This window comes from Aminobacter sp. J44, assembly GCF_007829415.1.
Classification (GTDB): Bacteria; Pseudomonadota; Alphaproteobacteria; order Rhizobiales; family Rhizobiaceae; genus Aerobium.
The window spans coordinates 1-17010 of sequence record NZ_VLJG01000030.1 but is presented as its reverse complement, the minus strand read 5'-3'; the positions used below and the strand labels follow the sequence as shown (position 1 = coordinate 17010).

Genomic DNA, 17010 nt, shown 5'->3' with positions numbered 1-17010 from the left:
ATCCGGCGGTGGCGCCAGGGCGCCAGACAAGACTGGTGCCCCGAGGGCTGCAGGATTCAGGTCGAAGCATATCCCAGGTGCTTACTTGTCGAAGTCCCGCCTTCGCAGCTTTCGCAAACGTTCACGGTTGGCAACCCAATCGCGGCCGGCGGATCCTCCCCTGCGAAGCGGGGGAGGGGGACCACCGAAGGTGGTGGAGGGGGCTCTTAGAGAGCTGCGCAGGAGGAAGATGTGACCGCAAGGAGCTTGCTTAACCGTGCTCCGGCTTCTCTCCGTCAGCGCACCCGTTGGTCAAACGGCCCAGGTTACTGCGCCGTCTTCTCTGCCAGGACCATGTAGTTGACGTCCATGTCCTTGGAGCGGCCCCAGCGGTCCGCGAGCGGATTGTAGGTAACGCCGGTGCGGTCGATGACCGTCATGTTGGCATTGTTGAGCGCGCGTTCGAGCTCTTCCGGGCGCACCAGCTTCTCGTACTGGTGGGTGCCGCGCTTGAGCCAGCGCAGGACATATTCGGCGCCGATGATGGCGAGCGCGTAGGCCTTCAGCGTGCGGTTGATGGTGGCGACGAACATGATGCCGCCGGGACGCACCATCTGCGCCGACTTGGAAATGAACAGCTCGACGTCGGCAACGTGCTCGACGACTTCCATCGCCAGCACGACGTCAAAGGTCTCGCCGGCGTCGGCGAGGTCTTCCGCCGTGGTTGCCCGGTAGTCGATCGATACGCCGGCTTCCTGGGCGTGCAGCTTGGCGACCTCGATGTTGGTCTCGGACGCATCCGCACCAACTACTTCCGCGCCAAGACGAGCCAGTGGCTCCCCCCCCCCGGCGCCCCCCCCCCCCAGCCGATGTCAAGAATCCGCAGCCCCTCGAACGGCTTTGCCGCTCGCGGGTCACGACCGAAACGCGCCGCAACCTGGTCGCGGATGTAGGCGAGGCGGACCGGATTGAACTTGTGCAGCGGACGGAATTTCCCGTTCGGATTCCACCACTCAGCGGCAAGCGCGGAGAAACGCTCCACTTCGCCCGCGTCGATGGTCGTTCGTCGGGGTTGGGTCATAGTCTGTGTCTCCTTCAGCGCAATGAAGTCGGGGAGGGCGCCCAGAATGTCAACCCGCAACCTAGCCATTCGCTTGCGAAGCTGCGCGGATTTGGCTATGGAACCCGCGCATTCGCGCCGCCGCCCGGCAGGCGCTTCAATCTGAAGTTCTCCGGAGTTTTTGCTCCGGCCGTATCGAGGACATATCGCTTCCATGGCGCGCATCGTGATGAAATTCGGCGGAACCTCCGTCGCCGACATCGCCCGCATCCGCAACGTGGCGCGGCATGTGAAACGCGAGGTCGATGCTGGCCACGAGGTTGCCGTTGTCGTGTCGGCGATGGCCGGCAAGACCAACGAACTGGTCGGCTGGGTTCAGGAAGCTTCGAAAGCCGAAGGCGCCAACCTGAACATATACGACGCACGCGAATACGACGCCGTCGTCGCTTCGGGCGAACAGGTAACATCGGGCCTTCTCGCCCTCGTCCTGCAGTCGATGGGCATCAATGCTCGGTCCTGGCAGGGTTGGCAGATCCCGGTCAAGACCAACAATGCCCACGGTGCCGCGCGCATCGAGGACATCGACGGTTCGTTCTTGATCGAGCGTTTCAAGGAAGGCCAGGTCGCGGTCATCGCCGGTTTCCAAGGCATTGCTCCGGACAACCGCATTTCGACGCTTGGCCGCGGCGGCTCTGACACCAGCGCGGTGGCGATCGCCGCTGCGGTGAAGGCCGATCGCTGCGACATCTACACCGACGTGGACGGCGTCTACACGACCGATCCGCGCATCGAGCCCAAGGCGCGCCGCCTTGCCAAGATTTCCTTCGAGGAAATGCTGGAAATGGCGTCGCTTGGCGCGAAAGTGCTTCAGGTCCGCTCGGTCGAGCTTGCGATGGTGCACAAGGTACGCACCTTCGTTCGTTCCTCGTTCGTCGAGCCCGACGCCCCTGGAATGGGCGATCTTCTCAACCCGCCCGGAACCCTCATTTGCGACGAGGATGAAATCGTGGAACAGCAAGTCGTCACCGGCATCGCCTACGCCAAGGACGAGGCGCAGATTTCCCTGCGCCGCGTTTCGGACCGTCCGGGCGTTGCTGCAGGCATCTTCGGCCCTCTGGCCGAGGCCGGCATCAATGTGGACATGATCGTCCAGAACATTTCCGAGGACGGATCCTACACCGACATGACCTTCACCGTCCCGGCAGGCGATCTGCCGAAGGCGCTGCTGACGCTCGAGAAGGTTAAGGAAACCGTCGGGTTCGACGCTGTCCAGCACGAGGACGGCATGTCGAAGGTCTCGATCATCGGCATCGGCATGCGCAGCCATACGGGCGTGGCGGCCACCGCCTTCCGAGCCCTGGCGGAAAAGGGTATCAATATCCGTGCGATCACGACCTCGGAGATCAAGATCTCCATCCTGATCGACGGCCCCTACACCGAACTGGCAGTCCGGACTTTACATTCAGTCTACGGCCTCGATAAGCAGTAGGCAGTACGCACCGGAACTCTGGAGAGGACGGGGACCGCGCGAGTGGTCTAGCCGTCCTTCCGGCATTGGAGGGAAGCGCTCATGCGTGACACGGCCGCTGGCCCACGCCTATTGCTGAGACGGCTTCGTGAGCTGATGGCCGAACCGCTCGAGCCGCAGGAGCGGCTCGACCAGATCGTGTACCATATCGCGCAGAATATGGTCGCGGAGGTCTGCTCCCTCTATGTGCTGCGCGCTGATTCGGTCCTCGAGCTCTACGCCACCGAGGGCCTCAACCGGAACGCGGTTCATAATGCGCAGCTGCGCCTCGGCGAGGGCCTCGTCGGCACCATCGCCGCGAGCGCGCGGGCGCTGAACCTTTCCGATGCGCAAAAGCATCCTGCCTTCGCCTACCTGCCGGAGACCGGCGAAGAGATCTATCATTCCTTCCTTGGCGTGCCGGTGCTGCGCGCCGGCCGCACCCTCGGCGTCCTCGTCGTGCAGAACCGCACGCAGCGCGTCTATCGCGAGGACGAGGTAGAGGCGCTGGAAACGACGGCGATGGTCATCGCCGAGATGATCGCAACCGGCGACCTTGCGCGCCTGGCGCGGCCTGGCATCGAACTGGATCTATCGCGTCCGGTCACCCTGAAGGGCGCCTCCTTTAGCGATGGCGTCGGGCTTGGCCATGTGCGCCTGCACGAGCCACGCATCGTCGTTACCAACCTCTTCAATGAGGACAGCGAGGCAGAACTCCAGCGCCTCGAAAAGGCGTTGAGCTCGCTGCGCCTGTCGATCGACGACATGCTGTCGCGCCGCGAGATCGCCTTTGAAGGCGAGCATCGCGAGGTGCTCGAGGCCTACCGCATGTTCGCCAACGACCGCGGCTGGGTGCGTCGCCTTGAGGAGGCGATTCGCAACGGCCTGACGGCGGAAGCGGCGGTCGAGAAGGTGCAGAGCGACATGCGCGCGCGCATGCTGCACATGACCGACCCCTATCTGCGCGAGCGGATGAGCGACTTCGACGATCTCGCCAACCGCCTGTTGCGGATGCTCTTGGGCGGTGGCCCGGAGATGCTTGCAAGCTCGCTGCCGCGCGACGCGATCATCGTTGCCCGCTCGATGGGGGCGGCCGAACTCCTTGATTATCCGCGCGAGAAGCTGCGCGGCCTCGTGCTGGAAGAGGGCGCGATCACCAGCCACGTCGTCATCGTGGCGCGCGCGATGGGCATTCCCGTCGCGGGCCAGATGAAAGGCGCCGTCTCCATGTCGGAGAACGGCGACGCAATCATCGTCGACGGCGACGAGGGCGTCGTCCACCTGCGCCCGCAGGCCGACGTCGAGAAGGCCTATGCGGAAAAAGTCCGGTTTCGCGCGCGCAAGCAGAAGCTCTATCGCGAGCTGCGCGACAAGCCGAGCGAGACGAAGGACGGCGTCAAGGTCGACCTGCTTATGAACGCTGGCCTGGCGGTTGACCTGCCGCAGCTTGAGCAGTCGGGTGCAGCCGGCATCGGCCTGTTCCGCACTGAGCTGCAGTTCATGGTGGCGTCTACCTTCCCGCGTGCCGAGGCGCAGGAGCGTCTCTATCGCGAAGTGCTGGATGCCGCCGGTAACCGACCGGTCACCTTCCGCACCATCGACATCGGCGGCGACAAGGTGCTGCCCTATTTCAAGGGCGTTGGCCACGAGGAGAACCCGGCACTCGGCTGGCGCGCGGTGCGCCTGACGCTGGATCGTCCCGGCCTCTTACGCACGCAGATCCGTGCGCTGCTGAAGGCTGCCGGCGGGCGCGAGCTGCGCGTCATGCTGCCGATGGTCACGACGCTGACCGAGATCCGCCAGGCCCGCGAGATCATCGACAAGGAAGTCCGGCACCTGTCGCGCTTCGCGCACCATCTGCCGAACACGCTGAAGCTCGGCGCCATGGTCGAGGTGCCGGCGCTGCTGTGGCAGCTCGAAGAGGTGATGAACGCGGTCGACTTCATTTCCGTCGGCTCGAACGACCTGTTCCAGTTCATCACGGCAACCGACCGTGGCAACAACCAGGTTGCGGACCGTTACGATCCAATCTCGGTGCCGTTCCTGCGCGTCCTGCGCCAGATCGCCGACATGGGCCAGGAGACGGGTACCTCCGTTACGCTCTGCGGCGAGATGGCCGGTAGGCCTATCTCGGCAATGGCGCTGCTCGCCGTCGGCTACCGCGCGATTTCTATGTCCCCGGCTGCCATCGGCCCGGTCAAGGCGATGCTGGTGGAACTGCCGCTTGGCAAGCTGACCGAAATCATGGATGACCTCTTGAACGGCCAGAGCTGCGAGCGCGACGTGCGCGCATTGCTCAAGGCATTCGCCGAAGAGCACAACATTCCGCTCTGATCCTTTTTGACGCCCATTACGGACAACACATGATCGATTTGCCGCGCGACCGGATGGACCAGGTCCTGAAACGCTTCGAACTGCTCGAAGTGCAGATGGCGGCTGGTCCGGAGCCAGACGTCTACGTCAAGCTCGCGTCGGAATATTCCGAGCTTCAGGAAATGGCAGGCAAGATCCGTGAGCTGCGTGCGGCCGAGGATGAACTTGCCGACCTTGAGGCGATGCTCGAAGACAAGTCGCTCGATGCGGAGATGCGCGAGCTCGCCGAAGCCGAGCTGCCGGGCGTCGAGGAAAAGCTCGAAGAGCTGAAGAAGGAAATCCAGATCCTTCTGCTGCCGAAGGACGCTGCCGACGAGAAGAACGCGATCCTCGAAATCCGCGCAGGCACCGGCGGCGACGAGGCCGCGCTGTTCGCCGGCGACCTGTTTCGCATGTACGAGCGCTATGCTGCTTCCAAGGGCTGGCGTGTCGAGGTCGTCTCGGCGAGCGAGGGCGAAGTCGGCGGCTACAAGGAAATCATCGCCTCGGTGTCGGGCAAAGGCGTTTTCGCGCACCTGAAGTTCGAATCGGGCGTCCACCGCGTCCAGCGCGTGCCAGAGACGGAGGCGGGCGGTCGCATCCATACGTCCGCAGCAACAGTCGCGGTGCTTCCGGAAGCGGAAGAGGTCGACATCGAGATCAAAGCCGAAGACATCCGCATCGACACGATGCGTGCGTCCGGTGCTGGCGGCCAGCACGTCAACACCACCGACTCGGCCGTGCGCATCACCCACCTGCCGACCGGCATCATGGTGGTTTCGGCGGAAAAGTCGCAGCACCAGAACCGGGCCCGCGCCATGCAGATCCTGCGCGCCCGTCTCTACGACATGGAGCGCGAGAAGGCCGCGAGCGAGCGTTCGGAAGCTCGGCGCCTGCAGGTCGGCTCTGGCGACCGCTCGGAGCGCATCCGCACCTACAACTTCCCGCAGGGGCGCCTGACCGATCACCGCATCAACCTGACGCTCTACAAGCTCGACCGGGTGATGATGGGTGAGCTCGACGAGGTCATCCAGGCGCTGATCGCCGACCACCAGTCGAAGCTGCTGCTGGAAGCCGGTCAGGACGGCTGACGAGATGCAGCAGCCGCGCCCGGCGCTGGGACCTCTCATCCGGCATGTGCGTTCCGTACTGGAGCAGGCCGGCAAGCAGAGCGCGGCGCTCGATGCGCGCCTGCTCGTCGAACACTTTACCGGCACCAGCCGCACCGATGCGGTGCTTGATCCCGAACGTGTGATCCCGCAGGAGCGGGTAGAGGCGGTGCTTGCTGCACTCGATCGCCGGCTTAACGGTGAGCCTGTCCACCGCATCATCGGCTATCGGGAATTCTACGGCCTGCAGCTAAAGATTTCCGCAGAAACTCTGGAGCCCCGGCCCGATACGGAATCGCTGGTGGAGCTCGCGCTGCCCTATGTGCGTCGCATCGCGGAGGAAAAGGGCAGCTGTTCGATCCTCGACATGGGCACCGGAACGGGCGCGATAGCGCTCGCGCTCATCCATGAGGAACCCCGCGCGCGGGCGCTGGCGACAGATATTTCGCCCGATGCCCTTGCAACGGCGAAGAGCAATGCCGATATCAATGGTGTCGCGGATCGTTTCGAGACCCTGAGGTCCAGCTGGTACGACAATATTGACCGGCGATTTGACGTAATCGTCTCGAACCCGCCCTACATACCGACAGATGTGATTACTTCACTTGAGCGCGAAGTCCGGGATTTCGATCCCCTCGCAGCGCTCGATGGCGGGCCGGATGGGCTGGATGCCTATCGGGCTATCGCGGCCGGTGCTCCGGAACATTTGCTGGAAGCTGGCGTTGTAGTTGTTGAAGTCGGATACGATCAGCCTGATGCGGTCGAGGCGATCTTCAGGGCCCGCGGCTTCGTTCTCGTAGAAGGCGCAGATGACCTTGGTGGACACCGCAGATCCCTTGCCTTTAAGCTCTAGCTGCTTGGGTGAGTCGAAGAAAAAAGCGCTTGGCAAAGGCAGTTATTGCCGCTAGTTTCCCGGCACCGGATGTGACGAGGCAGGCAGTGCCGTTATCGATTCGGTTCCCTGTGAACAGCGTGAACAGACTGCCTTCTTGCATAAGCCATAGCGCTTGAGCTTCGTGCGGGGAACGTCCGGAAAGTACATGAACGGGACAGGAATTACGTGGCGATAGCCCGTTTCCAGCGGCTGACCGCCATCAAAGGACGCTACGCGGACGGCGACTCCGTCTGAGCGGACATTGGCATCCTCAAAAGAGAGACCAGAATGAGGCCACAGCAGAACAGGCGCATGCGCGGGCGCGGCGGCGGCAATAACAACGGCAATAACCAGAACCGTAAAGGCCCGAATCCGCTAACCCGCACGTACGAGAGTAACGGCCCGGACGTAAAGATCCGCGGCTCCGCTCAGCAGATCGCCGAAAAGTACACCGCACTCGCACGGGACGCCCAGAGCGCCGGCGATCGTGTCATGGCCGAGAACTACCTGCAGCACGCAGAGCACTATAACCGCATCATCATGGCGGCGATGGCGCAGATGCCGCAGCAGCCGGTTCGCGACATTCGCGACGACGAGGATGCCGACGACGAGATGGACGACGGTTTCACGCCGGTCCAGCCGCAGCATCAGCAGCGCCACGAGCGTGGTCGTCACCGCGATGGCGATGGTGCCGAGCAGCCGCGTGACGGCAGCGAGCCGCAGCCGGTCATCGAGGGCACGCCTGCTGAGGTTGCCCTGACCGACGCGGCGGAAGTCGAGGCGCCCGCCCAGCCGAAGCAGGAAGGTGGTCGCCGTTCGCGCGCTGCCGCTGCAGCCGAGGCTCCGGCCGAGGCGCCGAAGGCTGAAGCCGCCGAGGAGGCAGCACCCGCTGCCGCAGCCAATGGCGAAGCTTCGCCGACGGATGGTGAACAGGAAGATGCTCCTGCCCGTCGGCCGCGCCGCACCCGCCGCCCGCGCCTGAAGTCCGGCGAAGAGGCGAGCGAAGCAGGCACGTCCGGCGACGAGCCGATCACCGAAGCGGCACAGTAAGCTTCCGATACAGCAGTTCAGGACGGCGGGCTCAGGCCCGCCGTTTTCGTTTGTGTCGCCGGAAAATGCGTTATCGTGTCCATGAGGCGGTGGTGAAAAGGCTCTTCGCGAGACACTGCAAAAAAGTTCTTCTTGTCGCCTTCACAAGCTCTTGAGCCGGTCGGCTGACATGCCCATATCCGCGTCAACGGGGCCTGCCGCGAAGACGTTTTGACTACGGTCATGGCGTCGATGGGGGTCCGTCACATTGAATCTGATCCGGTGCTGCATGGCGGGCCGGTCAGGGAATGGAGACACCGATGAACATTGAGAAGTATTCCGAGCGCGTGCGGGGTTTCATCCAGTCTGCCCAGACGATAGCGCTTTTCCGCAATCATCAGCAGTTCACGCCCGAGCATATCCTGAAGGTCCTGATCGATGACGAGGAGGGCTTTGCATCCTCGCTGATCGAGCGTGCCGGCGGACGCTCAAAGGACGTGCGCCTCGGCGTCGAGGCAGCCCTTGATGCACTGCCGCGGGTCGAAGGCGGCAACGGGCAGCTCTACCTGTCGCAGCCGCTGGCCAAGGTTTTCGCGACCGCCGAGGAACTGGCGAAGAAGGCCGGCGATTCCTTCGTGACTGTTGAGCGCCTCCTGACCGCACTTGCTGTCGAGAAGTCGGCAAAAACCGCCGACATCCTCGCGAAGGCGGGTGTAACGGCGACTGCGCTCAACCGCGTGATCGAGGACATCCGCAAGGGCCGCACCGCCGATTCGGCATCTGCCGAGCAGGGCTATGACGCGCTGAAGAAGTATGCGCGCGACCTGACGGCTGACGCGCGTGCCGGCCGACTTGATCCGGTGATCGGACGCGACGACGAAATTCGCCGCACCATCCAGGTGCTGTCGCGTCGCACGAAGAACAACCCGGTGCTGATTGGCGAACCGGGCGTGGGCAAGACCGCGATCGCGGAAGGCCTGGCGCTGCGCATCGTCAATGGCGACGTGCCTGAGTCCCTCAAGGACAAGCAGCTGATGGCGCTCGACATGGGCTCGCTAATCGCCGGCGCGAAGTATCGCGGCGAGTTTGAGGAGCGTCTGAAGGCAGTGCTGTCTGAGGTGACGGCAGCCGAAGGGGGCATCATCCTGTTCATCGACGAGATGCACACGCTGGTCGGCGCCGGCAAGTCCGAGGGTGCGATGGATGCATCGAACCTTCTGAAGCCGGCGCTGGCGCGCGGCGAACTGCACTGCGTTGGCGCGACCACGCTCGACGAGTACCGCAAGTACATCGAGAAGGACGCCGCACTTGCCCGCCGCTTCCAGCCGGTCTTCGTTGAAGAGCCGACGGTCGAGGACACGATCTCGATCCTGCGCGGCATCAAGGAAAAGTACGAGCAGCACCACAAGGTGCGCATCTCCGACTCGGCGCTGGTCTCGGCGGCAATGCTGTCCAACCGCTACATCACCGACCGCTTCCTGCCGGACAAGGCGATCGACCTTGTCGACGAATCGGCTTCGCGCCTGCGCATGCAGGTCGATTCGAAGCCTGAAGAGCTCGACGAACTCGACCGCCGCATCATGCAGCTGAAGATCGAGCGCGAGGCGCTGAAGGTCGAGACCGACGAGGCGTCGAAGGATCGCCTGGTCAGGCTGGAGAAGGAACTCGCCGAAGTTGAGGAAAAGTCAGCGACGCTGACGGCGAAGTGGCAGGCCGAGAAGCAGAAGCTGGGCCTCGCCGCGGAACTGAAGAAGCAGCTCGACGAGGCGCGCAATGAACTGGCGATCGCCCAGCGAAAGGGCGAGTTCGCCAAGGCGGGTGAGCTCGCCTATGGCCGCATCCCCGAGCTCGAAAAGAAGCTCGCTGAAGCGGAAGCCCATGACAGCGCGGGCTCGATGGTCGAAGAGACCGTGACGCCGCAGCACATCGCGCATGTCGTGTCGCGTTGGACCGGCATTCCGGTCGAGAAGATGCTCGAGGGGCAGCGCGAGAAGCTGATGCGCATGGAAGACGAACTTGCCAAGCGTGTCGTAGGGCAGGGTGAGGCGATCCAGGCGGTCTCCAAGGCGGTGCGCCGCGCGCGTGCCGGCCTGCAGGACCCGAACCGTCCGATCGGCTCGTTCATGTTCCTTGGCCCGACTGGCGTCGGCAAGACGGAGCTGACCAAGGCGCTGGCTGCATTCCTGTTCGACGACGACACCGCGATGGTCCGTATCGACATGTCGGAATTCATGGAGAAGCACTCCGTCGCCCGACTGATCGGCGCACCTCCCGGCTATGTCGGCTATGAGGAAGGCGGCGTGCTCACCGAGGCGGTCCGGCGCCGGCCCTATCAGGTGATCCTGTTCGATGAGGTCGAAAAGGCGCACCCGGACGTCTTCAACGTGCTGCTGCAGGTGCTAGATGACGGCCGCTTGACCGATGGCCAGGGCCGTACGGTCGACTTCCGCAACACCCTGATCATCATGACGTCGAACCTCGGCGCCGAGTATCTTGTCTCGCTCGGCGAGAATGAGGACGTCGGCAAGGTGCGCGAGTCGGTGATGAACGCTGTGAAGTCTGCCTTCCGGCCGGAGTTCTATAACCGCATCGATGAAGTGATCATCTTCCACCGTCTGCGGCGCAAGGACATGGGCCAGATCGTCCAGATCCAGCTGGGTCGACTCGAGAAGCTGCTCGAGGATCGCAAGGTCGTCCTCGATCTCGATGATGAGGCGGTCGAATGGCTGGCGGAAAAGGGTTATGATCCCGCCTATGGCGCCCGTCCGCTCAAGCGCGTGATCCAGAAGGAACTGCAGGATCCGCTCGCCGAGAAGATCCTGATGGGCGAAATACTTGATGGCTCGATCGTCAAGATCACGTCCGGTTCCGACCGGCTGATCTTCCGCCCGAAGCAGCGCGCGGCGGAAACCGAGGCGGCAGCGGCCTGACGACCACAACAACAGGCACCCTTCTCCCATGGGGGAGGGTGCACAACCATGACGGGGACAAAATGCCATGCAGGGCAAGATGATCCTCTTCTGGCGGCGGCTCGACCTGACGGCGCTCGAACGTCTGGAACTCGAGGCCGGGGCGGGTGGCATTCGCGCCAGCTCAACCATAGTCAGCATCGAGTATTCTGGCTTCCAGCTCGACTACGAATGGCTGCTCGATGGCGAGTGGCGAACGACATCCCTCGAAATGCACAAATATGGCAAGTCCGGACGACAGGACGTTCGGATGGAACGCGCGGGCGGCGGCTGGACGGTCAACGGCGAGGTGCGCAGCGACCTCAACGGCGCCGACGAGCCGGACCTGTCGGCGACGCCATTCTGCAACACCTTGCCGATCCGCCGACTCGGCGCGGAGGTTGGGGCGGAGCTCACACTCGATACCGTATATGTCGACGCGGCCGATCTTTCTGTTGTCCGCTCGCGCCAGCGCTATCTGCGCCAGAGCCGTGACATCATCCGCTACATCGACCTAGGCACCGCCGCTGGCTTTGAGGCCGAACTGGTCGTCGATGCGGACGGGCTTGTGCAGGAGTATCGCAACCTGTTCGAGCGGGTTCATGTAACCGAGTGAGACCACAGGCCTCACTCGAATAGTTGGCGCGCCAGTTTCACTCGGGCGCAAAATCATCTACAGCATCCCGCGAAAGTGGAGGAACTGGCCGGGCTTGTCCCGTGCCTTGGCAGAGCATGACCTTTCCCGGACTGCTCTGAATACTACAGCCCAGGGGAGGGGCCGTGACTGCAGAACCCGTAATTATTGCTGGCGGTGGCATCGCCGGCTTGTCGCTCGCACTGACGCTGCACCAGATCGGCGCGCCGGTCCTCGTTCTCGAATCCGTGCGTGACCTGCGGCCGCTCGGCGTCGGCATCAACCTGCAGCCAAATGCGGTGCGCGAGCTCTTCGACCTCGGCATCACCGAAGCCGATCTCGATGCGATCGGCATGCAGACGCGCGAATGGGCGCTGGTTGGCCTCAACGGCAACGATATCTATTCCGAACCGCGTGGACTGCTGGCCGGATACAAATGGCCGCAATATTCGGTCCATCGTGGCGAGCTGCAGATGATGCTCTACCGCAAGCTGGTCGAGCGGGCAGGGCCGGACGTCATCCGATTCGGCGCCCGCGTCGCCGGCTACCGGAACAACGAGGACGGAACGGTTTCCGCGATTGTCGAGACGGCTGATGGCGAAGGTTACGAAGAGAAGGGCTGCCTTCTCATCGGCGCCGACGGCCTGCACTCGGCGGTGCGCGCGCAGATGCATCCCGACCAGCCGCCGATCCACTGGGGCGGCGCGATCATGTGGCGCGGCACCAGCCCCGGCATCCCGATTCGCACCTGCGCTTCGTTCGTCGGCCTCGGCACCCACCGGCACCGCTTCGTCTTCTACCCGATCTCCGCTCCCGATGCCGAAACCGGCCTTGCGACCATCAACTGGATCGCCGAGGTGACGGTCGATCCGTCCGAAGGCTGGAAGAACAGCGGCTGGTTCAAGCCGGTCGAGATCGACGACTTCGCGCACCACTTCGACGGCTGGACCTATGAATGGCTGGACATTCCGGCGCTGCTGCGTGGTGCCGAGATCGCGTACGAGAACCCGATGATCGACCGCGATCCGGTTCCGACCTGGCATGACGGCCGGGTTCTCTTGATCGGCGACGCCGCACACCCGATGTACCCGACCGGCTCGAATGGCGCGAGCCAGGGGATCATGGATGCGCGCCTGCTCGGCGCTCTTTTCCTCCGGCATGGCCTTACCCCGGATGCGCTGGCCGCGTTCGACGCGGAGTACTGCGGCCCAGTCTCGCAGATCGTGCTGCGGAACCGCGGCGCGGGACCGTTCGGGCTGCTCAACCTCGTTGACGAGCGTTGCGGCGGCACGTTCGACAATATCGACGATGTGATCCCGCCCGAGGAGCGCACCGAGTTCATGGCGGGCTACAAGGCGGCCGCGGGCTTCGCCGTCGAGAAGCTGAACGCGTCTGCGTCAACGATCCCGCCGGGGGCAAGGCTCAACCTCACGTGACGTTGCATTCTGCCATTTTCATGTCCCGTTCATGTCGCATGCGATAGCGTGGTCAACGAAATCGGCCACTTTGCAATCGGGACAACGGAATGACGGCGAGACTGATTCCCCTGACTTTGGCTCTTGTGGCGGGCCTTTCGCTGGAGGCGGCTGCACAGAGCCGCCAGGTCGAGGTCTTCTATGACCAGTATGGCCGGGAAGTGCTGCTTGACGTCTACACCGGCGAAGTCGTGGCGATCCGTGAGCCGCGCGGCCGCGCACGTGGCGAGATCCGCCGCGAGCAGCTTGGCCGCGGCGGCTATGACGACCGCTACCGCGACTATGGCCGCCGCTATCCGGCGGAGCCAGTCTACCCGGACGACGAGTACATTCTGGAGGACAATGGGGACGACTATGTCTACCCCGATGACGGTTACGCGCGCGAGGAGCTGCCGCCCTATGAGGAAGCGCCTGCACCCTATCCGGACCTGGTGACGCCGGGCCCGGTCGAGCGGCAGCCGCTGGAGCAGCCTTCGGTCATCGCCGTTCCCGGCGAGCAACAGCAGCCCGTCACCGGCGAGAGCCAAACGGCGACGGTTTCGCCTGACACGCCGACGATCCTTGAGGAACAGCCGCGCGCGATTCCCGACGTCAGCCAGGCGCCGACGATTTCGCGTACCGGCGCCACCGAGGAAATCGCCAAGATCCAGATCCTGCTCGACCGCGTTGGCGCCTCGCCCGGCGTTATCGACGGGCGCATCGGCGACAACGTCAACAAGGCGATCGATGCCTATCGCGAGCTCACCGGCGAGACGCTGCGCACCTACGACGCCGCCTATATCGACGAAAAACTCGCGGCGACCGGCGGCGATCCGTTCATCACCTACGAGATCAAGCCGGAAGACGTGGCTGGCCCATTCGTCGCCGCGATCCCGAGCGACTATGGCGAGAAGGCAAAGATGGAGCGCCTCGGCTACACCTCGGTAGTCGAGATGCTCGGCGAGCGCTTCCATGTCGACCAGAAGTACCTGGTCGCGCTCAATCCCGGCATCGACTTCAACAAGCCGGGCTCCATCGTCAAGGTGCCGAATGTCGGCAAGCCGCTCACCGGCAAGGTCTCGCGCATCATTGCCGACAAGGGCCGCAAGCAGCTGCGCGTCTATGATGACGCGGGTAAGCTCCTCGCGATCTATCCGTCGACCATCGGCTCGACCGCAACCCCGTCGCCGACCGGCACCCACACGATCGAGCGGATCGCGATGAACCCGGTCTACACCTATAATCCGAAGATCAACTTCCAGCAGGGCAACAACACCAGCATCCTGACCATCCCTCCGGGGCCAAACGGTCCGGTCGGCACAGTCTGGATTGCGCTGTCGAAGCCGACCTACGGCATCCACGGTACGCCCGACCCGGAAAAGATCGGCAAGACCAACTCCAACGGCTGCATTCGCCTGACGAACTGGGACGCGGAGGAGCTGGCAAAGATGGTTTCGCCGGGCGTCACCGTCGAGTTCATCGAATAGGCGACTCACACGAAAAAGAAAAAGCTGGCGGTCGCTGACCAGCCGGCTTTTTTCTTGTCCATTCTTTCTTCTACCGGACGCTCGCCATCTTGAGCGGCGGCTCGTCCCCATCGCGCAGCAGCTGGTCGATGCGCTCCCGTTCCTTCTTGAAGGCTTCGAGCTGTTCGCCCTTCAGCGCCTTCTCATTCGGCAGGCGCACGCGCATCGGGTCGACCTTGGTGCCGTTGACGATGACTTCGTAGTGGAGGTGATTGCCCGTCGAAAGACCGGTCGAGCCGACATAGCCGATCACCTGGCCCTGGCGAACTTTCGCGCCTTCGGTGACACCTTCTGCAATCGCGCTCTGGTGGTTGTACGAGGTCTTGTAGCCATTGGCGTGGCGGATGATGGTCTGTCGACCATAGCCGCCGGCCCAGCCTGCCTTCTCGATGACGCCGTCGCCGGAGGCGATGATCGGCGTGCCGCGCGGCGCGGAGTAGTCGACGCCGGTGTGCATGCGGGTATAGCCGAGGATCGGGTGCTTGCGGCCGCCGAAGCCGGAGCGGAAGGTGCCGTTCGGAACTGGATTGCGCAGCAGGAACTGGCGCGAGCTGCGGCCTTCCTCGTCAAAATACTCGACCGAGCCGTCCTCCATCTGGAAGCGATAGAAGGTGCGGGTCGTGCCGCTGAAGGTTGCCTGGACGTAAAGCAGCTCGGAATTTTCCGTCGCGGCATTGTCCTCGTCAGGCTGGGAGAAGAAGGCCTCGATCCGGTCGGCCGGGGTTAGGCGCGATTGGAAGTCGACATCGGATGCGAGCAGCCGGATCAGCTGCCGGGTCATCGGGCGCGACATGCCGTAGGAATATGCGGCGCGGTGGATGCCGTCATAGACGGTCGGCAGGTCGCCGCGGCTGCGCACCGCCGGCTGGTTCGTGTCGAAGGCGGTCATGATCGCCGGATTCGGCTCCGGCTCGCTGCCCTGCACGTACTGATTGCGGTCGTCGAGCGCGATGGTGATGACGTGGCTGCGGCCCTTGTAGATGCTGGCGCGCACGATGCGCCCCATCTCGATGCCGAGACGAATCACGTGGCCGGCCTTCAGCGCTTCGGTGCGCATCAGCTTCGAGATCGCCCGCACCATGCCTTCCGAATCGGCGCCGGCATAACCAGCCTCCTCAAGCGCCTCGGCGACGTTGCGCTCGACGGGGAAGGGGATAATGTCCTCGGCATAACCTTCGGCATCGGTGCCTTCGGTATCGCGCGGTGCATAGGAGACGTTCTCCTGCACGATGCGGATGCCGAACGAGCTGCCGAGCGTCAGGCTGGAGAGCGCAGCTTCAGCGCCGCCGAATCGCTGCGGGTCAACATAATGAAGCGACGCGACCTGGACGTCGCCATCGGTGAGAATCGCGCCGGTATTGCGAACGACCTGCTCGACCTCGTCGGCGGAAAGGGCGCTGCGCTCCTCGAACTGCGCGACGTCGAGCGGGAAATCGGTGGTGCGAAGGCTGACCTCGCTGTCGACCTTGGCACCGTAGATGACGCCGGTGCTGGCGAAAAGATCGTTGCGGGGCCGCGCCGCGCTCTCGTCTTCCGCGAATACCTGCAGCGGATCGAAGGGCGGATAGGAGCGGGTGGTGGTGTGACCTGCGGCGAGCGCCATCTTCACATGCACGAACGGCATGGTGCGAACGACGTCGCGGTCGCCGGCACGGACCATGGTCGACACTTCCATGCGCCGCCGGTCGGTGGCGCGGGAAAGCGTGCGCGGCGGCACCAGCCTTGTGGTTTTGGCGGCGTCGCCCGCGGCCGTGGTGCTGATCGAGGCCGGGTTGAGAATCTCCGGGGGGGTCGCGAGCTTCTCGCGTCCATCGAGGGCGGTGAACAGGGCAGCGCCCATCAGAACGCTGGAGGTGATGCCGGTCAGGAAGGTGCCGGAGAGCCAGCGTGCCGACACCTCGCGGCGGTCCGGCGGACCCGCGCGCCCGTCGCCGACGAGCGGCGGCTCGTTGCCGAGCCCGGCTATGGTGTCATCGAACTGCTGCATCGCGGTCGGCGGTCTTTCCCCTCGGGCGGACTGCATTCGAATTGTCGAGCGCGATGACAATTGCCTGTCACACGCCCCCAAGTCAACGAAAGCTCCAAAATCCGGAACCCACTCTCTCTGTATAAAGGATGACGCTTGTGCGGAGACTGCGGTGCAATCGCGTCCGCGTCATGGGAGGAACGGACTATGGGGCGAATGGGGCTCCAATATGACCTTTGGCCAGTTGTCCACCGCCCGCCCATTTTTCGACCATGGCCTTGATTTTGCGCAAGGTTTGGGCAGGCGGGAAAAAGTTCATCGGGGCGAAAAATTCTCGCAAAATGTCGTTGACATGGTTGGGGAGTGGAGCCTATATACGCCTCACCAACGACGGCGGCGGCGCTGCTGGCGGCGAAGAGCTTCGCTCTTGTGATCCGCGAGTTGGACGACATTCAAGCGAGCCGCGTGAGCGAACCTCGTCGGGCTGAAGCCGATGGTGATGGAGCCCGGGACACTGTTTTGTGTCTGATCTTTGACAACTGAATAGCGAAGAAAGAGAAACGTGGGCGGCA

The 17010-nt window shown here is 63.6% G+C and carries 11 protein-coding genes and 1 pseudogene; 9 read left to right on the top strand and 3 right to left on the bottom strand.

Annotated features, from left to right (window positions below; all coding sequences use genetic code 11):
* Positions 1-305: 305 nt before the first annotated feature.
* Positions 306-1060, bottom strand: a pseudogene (gene ubiG / locus L610_RS12395) (bifunctional 2-polyprenyl-6-hydroxyphenol methylase/3-demethylubiquinol 3-O-methyltransferase UbiG).
* A 193-nt stretch (positions 1061-1253) separates the two neighbouring features.
* On the opposite strand from ubiG, the gene L610_RS12390 reads away from it, so the two are divergent.
* From L610_RS12390 to L610_RS12350, 9 genes are all read left to right on the top strand, one after another.
* Positions 1254-2528, top strand: a complete 1275-nt coding sequence (locus tag L610_RS12390) for an aspartate kinase (protein ID WP_024849275.1) — start codon at positions 1254-1256, stop codon at positions 2526-2528.
* Between the two features lie 81 nt (positions 2529-2609).
* The gene (gene ptsP / locus L610_RS12385) at positions 2610-4880 is read left to right on the top strand and encodes a phosphoenolpyruvate--protein phosphotransferase (RefSeq protein WP_144705437.1); all 2271 of its coding nucleotides are present in this window, start codon (positions 2610-2612) and stop codon (positions 4878-4880) included.
* A gap of 29 nt (positions 4881-4909) precedes the next feature.
* The gene (gene prfA, locus L610_RS12380) at positions 4910-5989 is read left to right on the top strand and encodes a peptide chain release factor 1 (RefSeq protein ID WP_024849277.1); all 1080 of its coding nucleotides are present in this window, start codon (positions 4910-4912) and stop codon (positions 5987-5989) included.
* Positions 5990-5993: 4 nt separating this feature from the next.
* Positions 5994-6860, top strand: a complete 867-nt coding sequence (gene prmC, locus L610_RS12375) for a peptide chain release factor N(5)-glutamine methyltransferase (RefSeq protein WP_144705435.1) — start codon at positions 5994-5996, stop codon at positions 6858-6860.
* A 309-nt stretch (positions 6861-7169) separates the two neighbouring features.
* On the top strand, positions 7170-7931 hold the full coding sequence (locus tag L610_RS12370; RefSeq protein ID WP_144705433.1) for a DUF4167 domain-containing protein: 762 nt from the start codon (positions 7170-7172) through the stop codon (positions 7929-7931).
* A 299-nt stretch (positions 7932-8230) separates the two neighbouring features.
* A complete protein-coding gene (gene clpB, locus L610_RS12365) occupies positions 8231-10840 on the top strand; it encodes an ATP-dependent chaperone ClpB (RefSeq protein WP_144705431.1) in 2610 nt (869 codons plus the stop codon).
* Positions 10841-10907: 67 nt separating this feature from the next.
* Entirely contained in the window at positions 10908-11474 is a 567-nt protein-coding gene (locus tag L610_RS12360) for a putative glycolipid-binding domain-containing protein (protein WP_144705429.1), read from the top strand.
* A gap of 164 nt (positions 11475-11638) precedes the next feature.
* Complete coding sequence (locus tag L610_RS12355; RefSeq protein ID WP_144705426.1) at positions 11639-12928, top strand: flavin-dependent oxidoreductase; 1290 nt, start codon at positions 11639-11641, stop codon at positions 12926-12928.
* An 89-nt stretch (positions 12929-13017) separates the two neighbouring features.
* The gene (locus L610_RS12350; RefSeq protein WP_144705424.1) at positions 13018-14433 is read left to right on the top strand and encodes a L,D-transpeptidase; all 1416 of its coding nucleotides are present in this window, start codon (positions 13018-13020) and stop codon (positions 14431-14433) included.
* A gap of 70 nt (positions 14434-14503) precedes the next feature.
* On the opposite strand, the gene L610_RS12345 is transcribed toward L610_RS12350, so the two are convergent.
* On the bottom strand, positions 14504-16459 hold the full coding sequence (locus L610_RS12345) for a M23 family metallopeptidase (protein ID WP_144705422.1): 1956 nt from the start codon (positions 16457-16459) through the stop codon (positions 14504-14506).
* A gap of 360 nt (positions 16460-16819) precedes the next feature.
* Positions 16820-17010: hypothetical protein (locus L610_RS20355; RefSeq protein WP_210245990.1), on the bottom strand; the 191-nt coding region annotated here is incomplete at its 5' end.